The 17,792-nt window shown below is 71.7% G+C and carries 18 protein-coding genes; 13 read left to right on the forward strand and 5 right to left on the reverse strand.

Features of this window, described 5'->3' with window-relative positions; translation table 11 throughout:
* Positions 1–8: 8 nt before the first annotated feature.
* Positions 9–479: an Lrp/AsnC family transcriptional regulator gene (locus ACQY0Z_RS10970; RefSeq protein ID WP_006134418.1), complete on the reverse strand. Its 471-nt coding sequence runs from the start codon at positions 477–479 to the stop codon at positions 9–11.
* A 122-nt stretch (positions 480–601) separates the two neighbouring features.
* On the opposite strand from ACQY0Z_RS10970, the gene hppD reads away from it, so the two are divergent.
* Complete coding sequence (gene hppD, locus ACQY0Z_RS10975; RefSeq protein WP_254587756.1) at positions 602–1,747, forward strand: 4-hydroxyphenylpyruvate dioxygenase; 1,146 nt, start codon at positions 602–604, stop codon at positions 1,745–1,747.
* Positions 1,748–1,760: 13 nt separating this feature from the next.
* On the opposite strand, the gene ACQY0Z_RS10980 is transcribed toward hppD, so the two are convergent.
* On the reverse strand, positions 1,761–3,155 hold the full coding sequence (locus ACQY0Z_RS10980) for a tetratricopeptide repeat protein (RefSeq protein WP_439812179.1): 1,395 nt from the start codon (positions 3,153–3,155) through the stop codon (positions 1,761–1,763).
* Positions 3,156–3,258: 103 nt separating this feature from the next.
* Between ACQY0Z_RS10980 and ACQY0Z_RS10985 the strand changes: the two genes are divergently transcribed.
* The 3 genes from ACQY0Z_RS10985 (at position 3,259) to ACQY0Z_RS10995 (ending at position 7,124) form a co-directional block, all read left to right on the forward strand.
* Positions 3,259–4,674 carry an FAD-binding oxidoreductase gene (locus tag ACQY0Z_RS10985; RefSeq protein WP_439812180.1) on the forward strand — a complete coding sequence of 472 codons (1,416 nt, stop codon included), beginning with the start codon at positions 3,259–3,261 and terminating at the stop codon, positions 4,672–4,674.
* Between the two features lie 116 nt (positions 4,675–4,790).
* A complete protein-coding gene (locus ACQY0Z_RS10990) occupies positions 4,791–6,230 on the forward strand; it encodes an RDD family protein (protein ID WP_439812181.1) in 1,440 nt (479 codons plus the stop codon).
* 114 nt (positions 6,231–6,344) lie between these two features.
* Positions 6,345–7,124, forward strand: a complete 780-nt coding sequence (locus ACQY0Z_RS10995; protein ID WP_439812182.1) for an RDD family protein — start codon at positions 6,345–6,347, stop codon at positions 7,122–7,124.
* A 96-nt stretch (positions 7,125–7,220) separates the two neighbouring features.
* On the opposite strand, the gene ACQY0Z_RS11000 is transcribed toward ACQY0Z_RS10995, so the two are convergent.
* Positions 7,221–7,511, reverse strand: a complete 291-nt coding sequence (locus ACQY0Z_RS11000; RefSeq protein ID WP_189897811.1) for a hypothetical protein — start codon at positions 7,509–7,511, stop codon at positions 7,221–7,223.
* 390 nt (positions 7,512–7,901) lie between these two features.
* On the opposite strand from ACQY0Z_RS11000, the gene ACQY0Z_RS11005 reads away from it, so the two are divergent.
* Both ACQY0Z_RS11005 and ACQY0Z_RS11010 read left to right on the forward strand, forming a co-directional pair.
* Entirely contained in the window at positions 7,902–10,256 is a 2,355-nt protein-coding gene (locus ACQY0Z_RS11005; protein WP_189897813.1) for an immune inhibitor A domain-containing protein, read from the forward strand.
* 122 nt (positions 10,257–10,378) lie between these two features.
* The gene (locus ACQY0Z_RS11010; RefSeq protein ID WP_189897815.1) at positions 10,379–10,708 is read left to right on the forward strand and encodes a hypothetical protein; all 330 of its coding nucleotides are present in this window, start codon (positions 10,379–10,381) and stop codon (positions 10,706–10,708) included.
* A gap of 6 nt (positions 10,709–10,714) precedes the next feature.
* On the opposite strand, the gene ACQY0Z_RS11015 is transcribed toward ACQY0Z_RS11010, so the two are convergent.
* Both ACQY0Z_RS11015 and ACQY0Z_RS11020 read right to left on the reverse strand, forming a co-directional pair.
* Complete coding sequence (locus ACQY0Z_RS11015) at positions 10,715–11,302, reverse strand: isochorismatase family protein (RefSeq protein WP_347225435.1); 588 nt, start codon at positions 11,300–11,302, stop codon at positions 10,715–10,717.
* Between the two features lie 115 nt (positions 11,303–11,417).
* Complete coding sequence (locus ACQY0Z_RS11020; protein ID WP_189897818.1) at positions 11,418–12,764, reverse strand: nicotinate phosphoribosyltransferase; 1,347 nt, start codon at positions 12,762–12,764, stop codon at positions 11,418–11,420.
* 99 nt (positions 12,765–12,863) lie between these two features.
* On the opposite strand from ACQY0Z_RS11020, the gene clpS reads away from it, so the two are divergent.
* The 7 genes from clpS to ACQY0Z_RS11055 all read left to right on the forward strand — a co-directional run bounded on the left by clpS (position 12,864) and on the right by ACQY0Z_RS11055 (position 17,771).
* On the forward strand, positions 12,864–13,181 hold the full coding sequence (gene clpS, locus ACQY0Z_RS11025) for an ATP-dependent Clp protease adapter ClpS (protein WP_006131673.1): 318 nt from the start codon (positions 12,864–12,866) through the stop codon (positions 13,179–13,181).
* Positions 13,182–13,249: 68 nt separating this feature from the next.
* Complete coding sequence (locus tag ACQY0Z_RS11030) at positions 13,250–13,858, forward strand: DUF2017 family protein (protein WP_189898135.1); 609 nt, start codon at positions 13,250–13,252, stop codon at positions 13,856–13,858.
* Positions 13,859–14,280: 422 nt separating this feature from the next.
* Positions 14,281–15,699 (forward strand): amino acid permease, encoded by a 1,419-nt coding sequence (locus ACQY0Z_RS11035; protein WP_189897820.1) that lies wholly within the window; start codon positions 14,281–14,283, stop codon positions 15,697–15,699.
* A 133-nt stretch (positions 15,700–15,832) separates the two neighbouring features.
* Positions 15,833–16,255, forward strand: coding sequence for a Mov34/MPN/PAD-1 family protein (locus ACQY0Z_RS11040; RefSeq protein WP_189897822.1), 423 nt, complete (start codon positions 15,833–15,835; stop codon positions 16,253–16,255).
* A gap of 96 nt (positions 16,256–16,351) precedes the next feature.
* Entirely contained in the window at positions 16,352–16,447 is a 96-nt protein-coding gene (locus ACQY0Z_RS11045; protein WP_019525082.1) for a putative leader peptide, read from the forward strand.
* 89 nt (positions 16,448–16,536) lie between these two features.
* Positions 16,537–16,815, forward strand: a complete 279-nt coding sequence (locus ACQY0Z_RS11050; RefSeq protein WP_019525083.1) for a MoaD/ThiS family protein — start codon at positions 16,537–16,539, stop codon at positions 16,813–16,815.
* Positions 16,816–16,820: 5 nt separating this feature from the next.
* A complete protein-coding gene (locus ACQY0Z_RS11055; protein ID WP_137210281.1) occupies positions 16,821–17,771 on the forward strand; it encodes a cysteine synthase in 951 nt (316 codons plus the stop codon).
* Positions 17,772–17,792 lie beyond the last annotated feature (21 nt).

The following is a 17,792-nucleotide window of genomic DNA, read 5'->3' on the forward strand; positions in this document are numbered from 1 at the left end:
AGGTCCGGTCACTCGCCGAGCGCGGCCTGCTCCACCAGCGGGATGATCCGCAGCGGAACGGGGTTCTCCATGACGATCGCCGTGGACGCCCGGACGATGCCATCAAAACCGACGACGCGGTCGATCACCCGCTGAAGATCGGCGTTCGAGCGAGCCACGAGCCGGCACAGCATGTCCCCCGTCCCGGTGGTGGTGTGCAGCTCCAGGACCTCCGGCACGGTCGCCAAGTGGGCCCGTACGTCCGCGCCTTGACCCTGTCTGATCTGCAGGGTGGCGAACGCGGTGACCGGGTAGCCGAGGGCCGCGGGATCCACCTGGGGGCCGAATCCGCGGATGACTCCGTTCGACTGAAGGCGGTCCAGGCGGGCCTGCACGGTCCCGCGCGCCACCCCCAGCCGGCGGGACATCTCCAGCACCCCGATCCGCGGCTCACGCGCCAGCAGCAGGATGATCCGCCCGTCCAGATGATCGATCGCCATACCGCTCTCCCCAGTGGTCATCCTGTACAGAAAGCCCGCAGCTACGGGCGTTCCGCTGGGCAGGTTGCCCAGTGAACGGCCGAACTATTGCGCACCTTGCAGGGCTGTTCCACCCTGCCCCTATGACGCAGACCACACACACCGCTCCCGACACCGCACGGCAGGCAGACCCCTTCCCGGTCAAGGGAATGGACGCGGTCGTCTTCGCCGTGGGCAACGCCAAGCAGGCGGCGCACTACTACTCCACCGCCTTCGGCATGCAGCTCGTCGCCTACTCCGGACCGGAGAACGGCAGCCGCGAGACCGCCTCCTACGTGCTGGAGAGCGGCTCGGCCCGCTTCGTGTTCACCTCGGTGATCAAGCGGTCCACCGAGTGGGGCGCCTTCCTCGAGGACCACGTGGCCGCGCACGGCGACGGCGTGATCGACCTCGCCATCGAGGTGCCGGACGCCCGCGCCGCGTACGCGTACGCCATCGAGCACGGCGCCACCTCCGTCGCCGAGCCGTACGAGCTGAAGGACGAGCACGGCACCGTCGTGCTGGCCGCCGTCGCCACCTACGGCCAGACCCGTCACACCCTGGTGGAGCGCGGCGGCTACGACGGCCCCTACCTGCCCGGCTACGTCTCCGCCGACCCGATCGTCGAGCCGCCGGCCAAGCGGTCCTTCCAGGCCGTCGACCACTGCGTCGGCAACGTCGAGCTCGGCCGGATGAACGAGTGGGTCGAGTTCTACAACAAGGTCATGGGCTTCACGAACATGAAGGAGTTCGTGGGCGACGACATCGCGACCGAGTACAGCGCCCTGATGTCGAAGGTCGTGGCCGACGGCACGCTCAAGGTCAAGTTCCCGATCAACGAGCCCGCCGTCGCCAAGAAGAAGTCCCAGATCGACGAGTACCTGGAGTTCTACGGCGGCGCCGGCGTCCAGCACATCGCGCTGAACACCAACGACATCGTGCACACCGTCCGCCAGATGCGCGCCGCCGGCGTGCAGTTCCTGGACACCCCCGACTCGTACTACGACACCCTCGGCGAGTGGGCGGGCGAGACCCGCGTGCCGGTGGAGACGCTGCGCGAGCTGAAGATCCTCGTCGACCGCGACGAGGACGGCTACCTGCTGCAGATCTTCACCAAGCCGGTCCAGGACCGTCCGACCGTCTTCTTCGAGATGATCGAGCGCCACGGCTCCATGGGCTTCGGCAAGGGCAACTTCAAGGCCCTGTTCGAGGCGATCGAGCGCGAGCAGGCCAAGCGCGGCAACCTGTAGGCGCCGCGCGCCCTCAGGAGGACTCGGGGCCCGCCTGGACGGACGGCTCACCCAGGCGGGCCAGCGCCTCCTTCGCGCGGGGCGCGTGCAGCGGCGAGAACCACGGGTTGATCCGCAGCGCCTCCGTCAGATGGCGGCGCGCGGCCCCGTACCGCTCCAGCGAGTGCTCGATCATCCCCCGGTGGTAGGCGAACAGCGCGCTGCGCACGCCCCCGCCGTCGGTGCCCTCCGTGGCCCGCACCGCGAACGGCAGCGCCTCCTCGTTCTCCCCGGCCCGGTGCAGCGCCCAGCCCAGCGCGTCCGCGACCTCCGTCGACGGCTGCCGCCTCCACTCCGCCCGCAGCCGCCGCACCGCCGCCTCCGGATCCCCGTGGTCGGCCTCGAAGCGGCCCAGCACCAGCTCCTCGTCCGCGCCGTGCGCGGCGGCCAGCCGGACCCGCTCCCGCAGCAGCGCGTACTGAGCCCCGGCGGCCGGCCGCATCCCCAGCGACTCGTACAGCTCGCCCAGCTCCAGCGCGTACTCCGGCCGCGGATGCCTCGCCAGCGCCGTGCGGTACACGCTCAGCGCCTCCTTGGTGCGGCCCAGCGCGGCCAGCGCCCTGCCCTGCCCGGCGTACGCCGCCCGCTGGTCGGGGTCGGTGCGCACCGCCTCCTGGAAGTGGCGCAGCGCGTCCTCCCGGTCGCCGCGCTCCCAGGCGAGCTGCCCGGCCCGCTCCCGATAGGCCGCGCGCTCGGCGGGCTCCCCGGCGGCCGACGCGGCGTCCGCGAGCTTCGCCGCCGCGTCCTCCCGCCAGCCCCGGTCCCGGTACACGGCCGCCGCCCGCGCCATCACCGCGGGACCCGAGCGCAGCTTCCCGAGCTTCTCCAGCAGCCGGCCGGCCTCCTCGTCGTCGCCGAGCCCGGCGGACGCCTCGATCAGCGGCGGGTACGTCGTCCACCGGCCGGGGTCCAGCTTCCGCGCCGCCTCGCCCCAGGCGCGGGCGCTCGCGTAGTCGCGGCGGGCGTTGGCGAGGACGGCCATCGCGCGCAGCGCCCGCACGTCGTCCCTCCGTACCTCCAGCGCGGTGCGCAGGGCCTTCTCGGCGCGCGGCCAGTAGCGCGGGTCGGCCAGCCGCAGCCCCTGCTCCACCCGGGCGGCGCCCAGTTCGGCCCAGGCACGCGCGTCACGGGGGTGGGTGCGCAGATGCCGTTCGCGTTCGGCGGCCAGCGCCTCCAGGTCGCCCAGGGAGGCCGGGACGCCGCTGGTCACGGCGACCAGGGCGCGCTCCTGCGGGGTGGGCGCCGGGGGCGGCTCGGGTCCGTCCCACGGCAGCGTCACCAGCACCCCGCCCAGCACGGCGGCCCCGGCGGCCGAGGCGATCAGCGCGCGGCGGAGCCCCCGTCGGCGCGCACGAGGCTTGTCGTCCATGGCGCACACTGTGCGTCACACACCGCCTCCATATGATCATCACACTCCGCTGGAACCCGGCCGCTTCCACGGGGTTCACACCGATGGCCCCGGGTGCGACGCTGTGATCATGAGCCGTATCGAAGCGCGACGCGATGAAGACACGGTGGCGGCCGGCCCCCTCGTCGACCGGCTGCTCGGCGGCCTGCCCGCGGAGGCCGTCCTCACCGACCCGGACGTCACTGCCTCCTACGCCAACGACATGGCGAGCTTCTGCCCGGCCGGCAGCCCCGCCGTGGTGGTGCTGCCCCGCACGGTCGAGCAGGTGCAGCACGTGATGCGCACCGCCACCGAGCTGCGCGTGCCGGTCGTCCCGCAGGGCGCCCGCACCGGCCTGTCCGGAGCCGCCAACGCCACCGACGGCTGCATCGTGCTCTCGCTGACCAAGATGGACCGCATCCTGGAGATCGACCCGGTCAACCGGATCGCGGTCGTCGAACCGGGCGTCATCAACGCCGCCCTCTCCCGCGCCGTCGCCGAGCACGGCCTCGCCTACCCGCCGGACCCGTCCAGCTGGGAGATGTGCACCATCGGCGGCAACATCGGCACCGCCTCGGGCGGCCTGTGCTGCGTGAAGTACGGCGTCACCGCCGAGTACGTCCTCGGCCTGGACGTCGTCCTCGCCGACGGGCGGCTGCTCACCACCGGCCGCCGCACCGTGAAGGGCGTCGCCGGCTACGACCTGACCCGGCTGTTCGTCGGCTCCGAGGGGTCCCTCGGCATCGTCGTCCGCGCCGTCCTCGCGCTGCGGCCCAAGCCGCCGGAGCAGCTGGTGCTGGCCGCCGAGTTCGCCTCCGGCGCCGCCGCGAGCGACGCGGTGTGCCGCATCATGGCCGGCGGCCATGTCCCCTCCCTCCTCGAACTGATGGACCGCACCACCGTCAAGGCGGTCAACGACATGGCCCGCATGGGCCTGCCGGAGTCCACCGAGGCGCTGCTGCTGGCCGCGTTCGACACCACCGACCCCGCCGCCGACCTCGCCGCCGTCGGCGCGCTGTGCGAGGAGGCCGGCGCCACCCAGGTCGTCCCCGCCGAGGACGCCGCCGAGTCGGAGATGCTGCTCCAGGCCCGCCGGATGTCCCTGGTCGCGCTGGAGGCCGTCAAGGGCACCACGATGATCGACGACGTGTGCGTGCCCCGCTCCCGGCTCGGCGAGCTGATCGAGGGCGTCGAGCGGATCTCCGAGAAGCACGGCCTGACCATCGGCGTCGTCGCCCACGCCGGCGACGGCAACACCCACCCGACCGTCTGCTTCGACGCCTCCGACCCGGACGAGTCCCGGCGGGCCCGCGAGTCCTTCGACGAGATCATGGCGCTCGGCCTGGAACTCGGCGGCACCATCACCGGCGAGCACGGCGTCGGCGTGCTGAAGAAGGAGTGGCTGGCGCGGGAGGCGGGCCCCGTCTCCATGGAGATGCAGCGGGCCGTGAAGCTCGCCTTCGATCCGCTGAGCATTCTGAACCCCGGCAAGCTCTTCTGACCGAAGAGATGCCCGAAAGGGGTGGGGTCCGGCCGGACGGGACGTCCGGGCCCCGCCCGTCTGATAGATGTGGTGGCCCCCGAACCCATCCCTCGAGCAGATACGGGACGACGGACATGAGCGCCCCAACCCCGGCACCCGGAGACGACAGGCCCCGCGAGGGGTACTACCCGGACCCCTCCATTCCCGGCTACGTCCGGTACTGGAACGGCGCCTCCTGGGTGCCGGGCACCAGCCGTCCGGCACCCGCCGACGGAGAGCCGCTCGCCCCGCCGCCCGGCGCCGCCCCGGCCGCGTCCTCCGGCGCCGCCCCGGCCGTGCCGTCCGTGGAGGAGACCGGCCCGCACTTCTTCGACGAGGACCCGGACGACGCGCCCGCCCCGGCGGACGGCTCCCCGGCGTCCCCGGCCGACGCCCAGCACGGCAGCCGGCCCGAGCCCGCCTCCGCCTGGGGCGCCGACCGCTCCCGCCAGACCGGCTTCGGCGGCGACCAGGACCGCAAGGTCTCCTGGGGGGCCGCGGGCGCCGACCCCCGCGTCCCGCACACCCCGGACGCCTCGGCGCCGGCGGCCGCCTCCTCGGAGGCCCCACGGGCGGACGGGACGTTCGTGTTCCGCAGGCCCACGGCCGGCTCCGCGCAGCCGCCGGCCGCGTCAGGCGCCGCGTCCCCCGACGAGGGCACCATGACCTTCCGCGCGGTCTCCCCGTGCACCGGGGAGACCAACGCGCCCGGACGGCCCGGTTTCGCCGCCGGGAAGGCCGCGGCCGAGCGCGCCGCCGCCGCGCCGGCGTCCGCGCCCGCCGCCCCGCCGTCGGGCCCGCAGCAGGCCACCGCGCCGGGCGTGCCCCCGCAGACCACAGGACCCGCCTCGGCCCCGGCCGCCCCCGTTCGGGCGACTCCGGCCGCGGCCCCCGCCGCCTCCGCCCCGCTGACTTCTGGCCCCGGGGGCGGGCAGCCCTCCTGGCCGCAGCAGGTGCACCGGCTCGCGGGCGCCTCCCCGGAGCCGCAGGTCGCGCCCTGGAAGCCGCCGGTCGACGACGTGTTCCAGGCCGCCGCCCGCCGCCAGGCCTCCGCCCGCCCCGCCACACTGGGCCGGCGGCTGGCCGCCCGGCTGATCGACACGGCCGTCATCGGCGCCGTCACCGCCGCGGCCGCCGTGCCGCTCGGCATGAAGGCCCTGGACCACATCGACGCGAAGATCGAGGCGGCCAGACTGTCCGGACGGACCGTCACGGTGTGGCTGCTCGACGGCACCACCTCCGTCCACCTCGGCGTCGTCCTCGCCGTCCTGCTGCTCGGCGGGGTGCTCCTCGAGGTGCTGCCCACCGTCAAGTGGGGCCGCACGCTGGGCAAGAGGCTCATGGGCATCGAGGTGCGGGACATCGAGGCGCACGAGGCCCCCGAGTTCGGCGCGGCGCTGCGGCGCTGGCTGGTCTACAGCGTGCCCGGGCTGCTCGTGATCGGGGTGGTCGGCGTGCTGTGGTGCCTGTTCGACAAGCCCTGGCGCCAGTGCTGGCACGACAAGGCCGCGCACACCTTCGTCGCCGCCGCCTGACACGGGCGCCCGTGCGAGCCGCCTGACGGCGTGTAGGCCCGGCGGGCGGCGCCGGTACTCCGGACGGCGGCCCGCCGGATGCGGGGCCGCGGGGTTCGGGATCGGATCGGGGGCATGACCACCGAACCGCCCCCCGGCCCCGGTCAGCAGCCGCCGGACGAGGACCCGTTCCGGAAGCAGCCGCCGCCGGACGACGACCCGTTCAGGAAACAGCCCCCGCCGGGCGGCCCCGGCCCCGGCTCCCCGTACGACACCCCGGGCTCCACGCCCCCGCCCGGCCAGGGCGGCGGCCACCCCTACGAGGGCGGCGGCGCCTCGGGCCCCTACGGCGGCGGAGGAGCGGGCGGCCCCTACGGCGGGAGCGGCGGCCCGTACGGAGGCGGACCCGGCGGCCCGTACGGCGGCGGTCCCTACGGGGGCGGCGGGCCCGGCGACCCGCTGGCCGGGATGCCCCCGCTCGCCGACAGCGGCCGGCGCACCCTCGCCCGCATCATCGACATGATCCTCGTCGGCATCGTCGTCTGGCTGCTCACCTGGCCCGTCGGGGTCAGCGAGTACAACTTCGACGGCGACGACGTGAACGTCGGCAGCGGCTTCGCCCAGTCGGTCATCGCCGCCGCCCTGTACATCGCGTACGACACCTTCATGGCCGTCCGCTACGGTCGCACCCTCGGCAAGAAGTGGCTGGGCATGCGGGTGGCGAACCTCGCCGACGGCTCCAACCCCTCCGTGCAGACCGCGCTGATCCGCGCGGCCGTGCTGTGGCTGCCGTTCGCCTTCTGCTGCGCCTGCGTGTGGACCGCGATCTCGGGCGGCTGGAGCTACTTCGACCGGCCGTACAAGCAGGGTCTGCACGACAAGGCGGCCAGAACCGTCGTGGTCACGGCCCAGTGACCCCGGGCCGTCGCACCACCGGCGGCGCGCCAGAGGGCCGTCGTCCCGCTCCCGGCCACGCGGCCGGAAATCGCCTTACGCGGGGCGGGCGGTGCGTCAGGACGCCGCCCGCTCGTGGACCGGTTCGCGGACCCGCTCGCGGGACGGGGACGGCACCGTGGCCCGCACCGGGAGCGGCGTCGCGGGCGGGACCGCGGCGGGACGGCGGGACGTGGGGCCCGGTACGCGCACGGCCACCACGAGTCCCAGGGCGAGCGCCACGACGGCGACCACCGCGACGCCCGCGCCGGAACTCGTTCCGGACAGCAGCAGCAAGGCGAGGGTCGACAGGATCACGGCGCACGAGCCGTAGGCGAACTGAGCGACAGTCGGACGGGGCATGGCCATCGTGTCCTCGGAAGTCGGGGGCTGTCGGCCTGGCTTTCCACCGGCTCAAGGGCGTTCCGCCAAGCGACTCTAACCGCGAGCGTGCCCGAGGGGAACGAACAGTAAGCGTGACGTGACCTACAGGGCCGGTGCACAGGGGGCGCACGGATTCATGGCGCCCCACACGGGGCCCGGCGGACGCGCCCGCCGGGGTTTCGCGCGGAACTGTCCGCAATGCGAACCACCGATCCGCATAACGCGTTTGATCTGTTCAAGTCAAGGTCTGTTTTTTCTGACGAACCTCTAGTCAAATGACGTCACTTGACTACACGCGTTGATCACGTGCGCGCGGGACCTTCCATAGACGGAACCTCCTTCGGCCGCGCGCAGGCACGCGGGAGGGGATCTCAAGTGACCAGTAGACCCTGGACGTTCAGAGCGGCCGCGATAGGCGTGGCCCTTGCGGCGGCCACCGCCACCTGCTCTGCGTTCACCGTGGCGCAGGCGGACTCGGCCGACCCGGCCGACCGTCCCGGCGCCGTGGACCGGCACGACCCGGCGTCGAACAACCACGTCGACCACGACCTCGAGGGCCCGCTCTCCAAGACGCAGGCGGCCCAGCGCGAGGAGGCGCTCAACCAGGTGCTCTCCGGCAGGACGTCGGTCAAGAACCGTGACGGTTCGAAGGTCGTCCAGCTGAAGGGCAAGAAGGGCGACAGCAAGTACGTCGAGCTCGGCCGGGAGAAGACCGACAAGATCTTCACCATCCTGGTGGAGTTCGGCGACAAGATCGACAGCCGCTACGGCGGCACCCCGGGCCCCCTGCACAACCAGATCGCCGAGCCGGACCGCAAGGTCGACAACTCCACGGCCTGGCAGGAGGACTACGACCAGCAGCACTTCGAGGAGCTGTACTTCGGTTCCGGCAAGGGCGTCGACTCGGTCAAGACCTACTACGAGAAGCAGTCCTCGGGCCGCTACTCGGTCGACGGCGAGGTCTCCGACTGGGTCAAGGTGCCGTACAACGAGGCCCGTTACGGCTCCAACAAGTGCGTGCCCGACAACTGCGCCTGGTACGCGGTGCAGGACGGCGTCACCGCCTGGACCGAGCAGCAGAAGGCCGCCGGCCGGACCGACGCCCAGATCAAGGCGCAGCTCTCCCAGTACGACCTGTGGGACCGCTACGACTTCGACGGCGACGGCGACTTCAACGAGCCCGACGGTTACATCGACCACTTCCAGATCGTGCACGCCGGTGAGGACGAGTCCGCCGGCGGCGGCGCCCAGGGCGAGGACGCCATCTGGGCCCACCGCTGGTACGCCTTCGGCACCGACGCCGGCGCCACCGGCCCCGAGAACAACAAGCTCGGCGGCACGCAGATCGGCAACACCGGTATCTGGGTCGGCGACTACACCATCCAGCCGGAGAACGGCGGACTCGGCGTCTTCGCCCACGAGTACGGCCACGACCTCGGCCTGCCGGACCTCTACGACACCCAGGGCGGCGAGAACGCCACCGGCTTCTGGACGCTGATGTCGTCCGGTTCCTGGCTGGGCACGGGCAAGAACGAGATCGGCGACCTCCCCGGCGACATGACCGCCTGGGACAAGCTGCAGCTCGGCTGGCTGAACTACGACGTCGCCAAGGCCGGGGTCAACTCCTGGCACAAGCTGGGCGTCGCCGAGTACAACACCAAGCACAAGCAGGCGCTGGTCGTCGAGCTCCCGAAGAAGGCCGTCACCACGGAGATCGTGGAGCCGGCCGAGGGCCAGACCCAGTGGTGGAGCGGCAGCGGTGACGACCTGCGGAACACGCTCACCCGCAGCGTCGACCTCACCGGCAGGTCGTCGGCCGCGCTGTCCCTGGACGGCTGGTACGAGATCGAGTCCGACTACGACTTCCTCTACACCGAGGTGTCCACCGACGGCGGCGCCAACTGGACCGCCCTGGACGGCACGGTGGACGGTCAGCCGATCCCGCGGGACGGCAGCGACAAGCCGGCCCTGCACGGCACGGTCGACGGCTTCAAGAAGCTCGTGTACCCGCTGGACGCCTACGCGGGCCAGAAGATCGACCTGCGCTTCCGCTACCAGACCGACGGCGGCGTCGCCCTGAAGGGCTTCACGGCCGACTCGATCACGGTGACGGCGGACGGCACCGCGCTCTTCACGGACAACGCCGAGACGGCCGACGCGGCCTGGACGGCGAAGGGCTTCTCCCGCATCGGCGCGTCGTTCACCAACGACTACGAGCAGTACTACATCGCCGAGAACCGGCAGTACGTCTCGTACGACAAGACCCTGAAGGTCGGCCCGTACAACTTCGGCTTCGCGAACAGCCGTCCGGACTGGGTCGAGCACTACGCGTACCAGAACGGCCTGCTGATCTGGAAGTGGGACACCTCCCAGCTGGACAACAACACCAGCGTGCACCCGGGCAAGGGTCTGATCCTCCCGATCGACTCCCACCCGACCGCGCTGAAGTGGTCCGACGGCACCCTGATGCGCAACCGCATCCAGACCTACGACGCCACGTTCAGCAAGTTCCGCACCGACGCGATCACGCTGCACAAGGCGGACGTCGCGAAGTACATCCCGGGCTCCAAGGGTGTCGCGGTCTTCAACGACCGCACCAGCACCTACTGGGACCCGGCGAACCCGACCGGCAGCGTCCAGGTCACTGACACCAACACCAAGATCAAGATCACCAAGGAGGCCAAGGACGGCTCCACGATCGAGCTCGAGGTGGGCCCTGCGGGCCGGTAAATAGCGTTCTCGCAGGTCAGAGCGTGATCGGCGGTGACCCCCTGGCGGGTCACCGCCGATCCGTGTTTAGGTGCCTCCTGTGGCTCTCTTATTGACACCTGTTGACACGGGGGTATGACCGCATGGCCGCAGGAGGCTTCTGCAAGCTGCCGAACGGCACGGTGGTGGTGGCGATGAACCTGCCCAGCCCCGCCGCCGACGCCCCGGCCGGGGTACGGGTGCTGGTCCACGCCCAGAACCGGGCGCGCGCCCTGACCAGGCTGCGCAACCTGGGTCTGCGCTCGGTCTACCTGCGCGGGAACACCGCGCCGCCCACGCCCGACGAGATCACGGCGGTGCTGCACCATCCCGACGGCCTGATATGGCGCACGGCGCCCGCCGGGGGAGTGCTCGCGGTGGAGCTGTGGCACCCGATCCGGGCGCTGATCAGACGCCCGGCCGCCTCCGCCTGACCCGGCTCACCGCACGACCGGCTTGCCGGTCAGCTCCACGCCCGCCTCGCGCATCTCCTCCAGCGCCCGCTCGGTGGTCTCCCGGGAGACGCCCGCGGTGAGGTCGAGCAGCACCTGGGTGCGGAAGCCCTCCCGCACCGCGTCCAGCGCGGTGGCCCGTACGCAGTGGTCGCTGGCGATGCCCACGACGTCGACCTCGTCGATCCCCCGCTCCCGCAGCCACTCGGCGAGCGGTGTGCCGTTCTCGTCGGCGCCCTCGAAGCCGCTGTAGGCCGCCGCGTACTTCCCCTTGTCGAAGACGGCGTCGACCGCCCCGGAGGTCACGGCGGGCGCGAAGTTCGGGTGGAAGCCGACGCCCTCGGTGCCGGCGACGCAGTGGGCGGGCCAGGACCGCTTGAAGTCGGGGTGGTCGGAGAAGTGGTCGCCGGGGTCCACGTGGTGGTCCCGGGTGGCGACCACGTGCCGGTACCCGGCCGGGGCCTGGCCGATCAGCTCGGTCACGGCGGCGGCCACGTCGGCGCCGCCGGCGACGGCGAGGCTGCCCCCCTCGCAGAAGTCGTTCTGCACGTCTACGACGATCAGTGCGCGGCGCATGGTCGGTGTCCTTCGGCTCTGGGCGGACGGATGGATTCGGCGGGACCGGGCGGGCGCACCTCGGGCCCCGGTACGGAGCGGACGCGGACGGGGGGCTCGCGCCTTCGGCTTGCTCTTAGCTACCCGACGGCACGTGCACGTACTCCGTCGGAAGGACGGGTTCCCCGCGGGAGAGCTGTGTCGCGGACAGCGGGAGACCGGCCCGGGCGGCCGCGTGCCGGTCGCGGACCACGTCCAGCGGCTCCCGGGCGACCACCTCGCCGCCCCGCACCAGCGGCACCAGCAGCTCCCGGCCGGCCAGCTCGGCCGGGACCTCGCCGGTGCCGATCACCTCGGCCTCGGCGACGCCGTCCGCGTCCAGCCGCCGCGCGGCCCACTTGCGGCCGCCGATCGACGTCTTCCCGCCGGTGGACCTCTTCGCCACGGGCACCAACGGCGCCCCCGGGTCCGCGGACTCGGCGCGCGCGACCAGCTTGTAGACCATCGAGCAGGTCGGGTGCCCCGAGCCGGTCACCAGCTGCGTGCCCACCCCGTACGCGTCCACCGGCGCCGCGGCCAGCGAGGCGATGGCGTACTCGTCCAGGTCCGAGGTCACCACGATCTTCGTGTCCCTCGCGCCCAGCTCGTCGAGCTGCTGCCGCACCCGGTGCGCCACCAGCAGCAGGTCGCCGGAGTCGATGCGCACCGCGCCCAGCTCCGGCCCGGCCACCTCGACGGCCGCGCGGACCGCCTCGGCCACGTCGTAGGTGTCCACCAGCAGCGTGGTGCCCGCGCCGAGGGAGTCCACCTGGGCGCGGAAGGCGTCCCGCTCGGTGTCGTGCAGCAGGGTGAAGGCGTGGGCGGAGGTGCCGACCGTGGGGATGTTGTAGCGGAAGCCGGCCGCCAGGTCGGAGGTGGAGGAGAAGCCGCCGATGTAGGCGGCGCGGGAGGCGGCGACGGCGGCCAGCTCGTGGGTGCGCCGGGCGCCCATCTCGATCAGCGCCCGCCCCTGCGCGGCGGACGACATCCGGGAGGCCGCGGCGGCGATGGCCGAGTCGTGGTTGAGGATCGACAGGATCACCGTCTCCAGCAGCACGCACTCGGCGAAGCTGCCCTCCACCCGCATGACGGGCGAGCCGGGGAAGTAGACCTCGCCCTCCGGGTAGCCCCAGATGTCCCCGGAGAAGCGGTAGCCGGCCAGCCAGTCGAGGGTCTCCTCGTCGACGAGGGCCTTCTCCCGCAGGAAGCGCAGCACGCCCTCGTCGAAGCGGAAGTTCTCCACCGCGTCGAGCACCCGCCCGGTGCCCGCGACGACGCCGTAACGGCGGCCGTGCGGCAGCCGCCGGGTGAAGACCTCGAACACGCTGTGCCGCCCGGCCGTGCCGGCCTTCAGCGCCGCCTGCAGCATCGTCAGTTCGTACTGGTCGGTGAAGAGCGCCGTGGACGGAACATTCACCGGCAACCCAAGGTCCGCTGTGTCCATGGCGAGAATGGTACCCCCATTTCGTCACTCTGACGATTTGGGTGCGCGGGTGGTCGCGGGGCGGGCCGGTTTGTGCGACCACCCCCCTCCGGTGGCAGCATGGGCAGTGTGACGTCACCCGCACCCCTGGAGATCGAACGCACCGAGTCGGCGGAGGAGGTCTTCGCCGTACCCGAGCCTGACGTCCCGTGGGTCACGATCGTCCACAACGACCCGGTCAACCTCATGAGCTACGTGACGTACGTCTTCCAGACGTACTTCGGCTACTCCAAGGACAAGGCCACCAAGCTCATGCTCGACGTCCACCACAAGGGCCGGGCCGTCGTCTCCAGCGGCACCCGCGAGGAGATGGAGCGCGACGTCCAGGCCATGCACGGCTACGGCCTGTGGGCGACCCTCCAGCACGACCGGAAATGAAGCCGGACATGACCGCACCGGACGTGGCCCGCCCCCGCCCGCAGGACCGGAAGCAGCGAATCGCCCTTATGCCAGGACACTTCGAACCGCTCCCCGGCGGCGGCGCGGCCGTCGCCCTCGACGACGTCGAGATCTCCATCATCCGCTCGCTCGCCGTGCAGCTGATGGAGATCATCGGCCCCGGCCCGGCCGAGGAGTCCGGCGGCGACCCGCTCGCGGAGCTCTTCGCCGACGGCCCCAGCGAGCCGCCCTCCGACCCGGTGCTGCGCCGCCTCTTCCCCGACGCCTACGTCGACCCCGAGGGCGCCGAGCGGCCCGAGGAGGCCGAGGAGCAGCGGGCGCACTCCGCCGAGTTCCGCCGCTACACCGAGAACGACCTGCGGGCCGGCAAGCGGGAGAACGCGCTGGCGGTGATCCGCTCCCTGGACGGGCTGCGGGCGGCGGCGGCCGGCGAGGGCGAGGCGGTCCTCAAGCTGACGCCCGAGGAGTCCCTGCGCTGGCTCGGCGCGCTGAACGACCTGCGCCTGGCGATCGGCGCCCGGCTGGAGATCACCGACGAGGACGACAGCGACGTGCTGTTCCACCTCCCGGACGAGGACCCGCGCAAGCCGATGGTGATGGCCTACCTCTGGCTGGGCGGCCTCCAGGAGACGCTCGTCTCGACGCTGATGCCGTGAGCCTGCCGCTCATGCCGTGAGCCCGCCGCCGCATGCCGCCCGCGCCGGGCGGCATGCCGGACATGCGGTCTGAATGTCCGGAAAAGTCCACGGAAGTGTTCGCTCAGAGGACACTCAAATCCGGATAACGATCGCGTCAAATGACCGCCATCTATGGGCTCTTCAGGTGCCTTTTGCCCGCTTCTTCCTGTGATGCGCGCCACAGCGACCCCGTGTGATCAGTATGGCGGCCGTGATAGACCTTCACGACCGCCCGGCGAACGCCACCCGAACGTTCGGCCGGGTGCGCCACCGAGCCGGTCACCGCCGGCCAGGCACGAGCGGGCCCCCGCGCCCGCTCAGCTCCATCAGTCCGGGGGGATCGAGACCCGATCCGAGGCCGACGGACGGCCCGGGTCGGCATGGAGAAAGGCGCACGACACATGACCTCTGAGAAGGTCACCGAAGCCCCCGAAGAGGGGTACGAGCGCGGACTCGGCAGCCGCCAGGTCCAGATGATCGCCATCGGCGGCGCCATCGGCGTCGGCCTCTTCATGGGCGCCGGGGCGAACATCGCCAAGGCCGGTCCCAGCATCATCCTCATGTACGCCCTCGCGGGCGTGGTCATCTTCTTCATCATGCGGGCCCTGGGAGAGCTCCTCCTCTACCGGCCCGTCTCCGGCTCCTTCGCCGAGTACGCCCGCGAGTTCCTCGGCCCGTTCTTCGGCTTCGTCACCGGCTGGACGTACTGGCTGATGTGGGTGGTCACCGGCATGGCCGAGCTGACCGCCGCCGCCATCTACATCCACTTCTGGTTCCCCGAGATCCCGCAGTGGGTCAGCGCCCTGGTCTTCCTCGTCGTGCTGTTCGGCGTGAACCTGATCTCCGTCAAGATCTTCGGCGAGGTCGAGTTCTGGTTCTCGATGATCAAGGTCACCGCCATCATCGGCATGATCGTCATCGGCCTGGGCGTGCTCACCCTCGGCTTCTCCGACGCCGGTGACACCGCCACCGTCTCCAACCTCTGGTCGCACGACGGGTTCTTCCCCAACGGCATCGGCTCCAGCCTGATGACCCTCCAGGGCGTCATGTTCGCCTACCTCGCCGTCGAGCTCGTCGGCGTCACCGCGGGCGAGTCCGAGAACCCCGAGAAGACCCTGCCCAAGGCCATCAACACCCTGCCCTGGCGCATCATCGTCTTCTACGTCGGCGCCCTGCTGGTGATCCTCTCCGTCGTGAAGTGGACCGAGTTCTCCGCCGGCGAGAGCCCCTTCGTGCACGCCTTCGGCAAGATCGGCATCCCGCTCGCCGCGGGCATCGTCAACTTCGTCGTGCTCACCGCGGCCCTGTCCTCCTGCAACTCCGGCATGTACTCCACCGGCCGGATGCTGCGCGGCCTCGCCGCCAACAACGAGGCCCCGCAGGCCTTCGCCCGGCTCAACGCCCGCAAGACGCCCGCGGTCGGCATCACCGTCTCCGTGGCGCTCATGGGCATCGGTGTGATCCTCAACTACGTCGTCCCGGAGAAGGCGTTCGCCTACGTCACCTCCGTCGCCACCGCGGCCGGCATCTGGACCTGGATGATGATCCTCGTCAGCCATATCCGGTACCGCCGCGCCGTCGAGGCCGGACGGCTGCGCGCCTCGTCCTTCCCCGCCCCCGGCGGCGCCCTGTTCAGCTGGGTCGCCCTGGCCTTCCTGATCGGCGTCACCGGCATGATCGCGGCGGACGCGGACGCCCGTGTCTGTCTCTACGTCGCCGCCGGCTGGGCCGTCGCCCTGGGCGTCGGCTGGACCGTGCTCAAGAAGGGCAACCCGGCGATCGCGGACCGCGACGAGGACCGGTTCGAGAAGGTCGGCTGACCACCCCGAAGGACGCCGGCGCACGGGGAGCACTCGTGGGGTTCCCCGCCGCCGTCCGCTCAAGGCGTCCGGCATACGGGCCGTTCCGTACCACCCCTCGGTACGGTACGGCCCGTCTGCTTATCCTGAGCCCATGCTGACCATCACCCAGGCCCTCTACGACCAGATCGTCGCCCACGCCCGCGAGGACCACCCGGACGAGGCGTGCGGCGTGGTGGCGGGCCCGGTGGGCTCCGGCCGCCCCGAGCGTTTCATCCCCATGCTGAACGCGGCCCGCTCGCCCACGTTCTACGAGTTCGACTCCCAGGACCTGCTGAAGCTGTACCGGGAGATGGACGACCGCGACGAGGAGCCGGTGGTCATCTACCACTCGCACACCGCGACCGAGGCCTACCCCTCGCGCACCGACATCACCTACGCCAACGAGCCCGGCGCCCACTACGTGCTCGTCTCCACCGCCGACACCGACGGCGCCGGAGACTTCCAGTTCCGCTCCTTCCGCATCGTGGAGGGCGAGGTCACCGAGGAGGAGGTGCGCGTCGTCGACGCGTACTGATCCGCACGGCGGCCCGATCCCGCATGGCGGATGGTCCAGGTCCGGAGTGTGGGATCACACTCCGGGATCCGGACCGGGAATCGATACGATGAGTTCATGGTTCTCTTCGACGTGGGCGACAACGCGCCGGGCATGCTGCTCGTGGCGCGGCTCCACGTCGACCTGTGCAGGCTGAACAGCGCCATCTGTTGACGTTCCGCCGCCGCCTGCGGCCTCGAGCCGCGGCGCCGCCGTGCGCCCTTCGAAGAACCCACGACACCTTCCGACAGGAGCCCTCAGCCATGGCCATCGAGGTCCGCATCCCCACCATCCTCCGCCAGTACACCGACGGTCAGAAGGCGGTGGAGGGCAACGGGGACACCCTCGCCGAGCTCTTCGCCGACCTCGAGACCCGGCATTCGGGCATCCAGGCCCGCATCGTGGACGGCGACCAGCTGCGCCGCTTCGTCAACGTCTACCTGAACGACGAGGACGTCCGCTTCCTCGACGGCATCAACACGAAGCTGAGCGACGGCGACAACGTGACGATCCTGCCGGCCGTTGCCGGCGGTATGGCCTGATCCGTATGCGTTACGACTCCCCGCTGGCCGCGGTGGGCAACACCCCCCTGGTGCGCCTGCCGCGGCTGTCGCCGTCCGCCGACGTCCGTATCTGGGCCAAGCTGGAGGACCGCAACCCGACGGGTTCGATCAAGGACCGTCCCGCCCTGTTCATGATCGAGCAGGCGGAGAAGGACGGCCGGCTCACCCCGGGCTGCACGATCCTCGAGCCCACGTCCGGCAACACCGGCATCTCCCTCGCCATGGCCGCGAAGCTCAAGGGCTACCGCATGGTGTGCGTGATGCCCGAGAACACCTCGCAGGAGCGGCGCGACCTGCTCGGCATGTGGGGCGCGGAGATCATCTCCTCCCCGGCCGCGGGCGGCTCCAACACCGCCGTGCGCGTCGCCAAGGAGCTGTCCGCCGAGCACCCGGACTGGGTGATGCTCTACCAGTACGGCAACCCGGACAACGCGGGCGCCCACTACGCGACCACCGGCCCGGAGATCCTCGCCGACCTCCCGTCGGTCACGCACTTCGTCGCGGGCCTCGGCACCACCGGCACCCTCATGGGCGTCGGCCGCTACCTGCGGGAGCACAAGCCGGACGTGAAGATCGTCGCCGCCGAGCCGCGCTACGACGACCTGGTCTACGGCCTGCGCAACCTCGACGAGGGCTTCGTGCCGGAGCTGTACGACGCGTCGGTCCTGACCACCCGCTTCTCCGTCGGCTCCGCCGACGCGGTCACCCGCACCCGTGAACTCCTCCAGCAGGAGGGCATCTTCGCGGGCGTCTCCACCGGCGCCGCCCTCCACGCGGCGATCGGCGTCGCCAACAAGGCGCTCAAGGCGGGCGAGTCCGCCGACGTGGTCTTCGTCGTCGCCGACGGCGGCTGGAAGTACCTGTCGACGGGCGTCTACACGGCCGCGACGACGGAAGAAGCGATCGAGACGCTGCAGGGGCAGCTCTGGGCGTGACCGCCCACCCGGCTGCCGCCC

Source organism: Streptomyces sp. P9-2 (assembly GCF_051903975.1).
Classification (GTDB): Bacteria; Actinomycetota; Actinomycetes; order Streptomycetales; family Streptomycetaceae; genus Streptomyces; species Streptomyces cellulosae.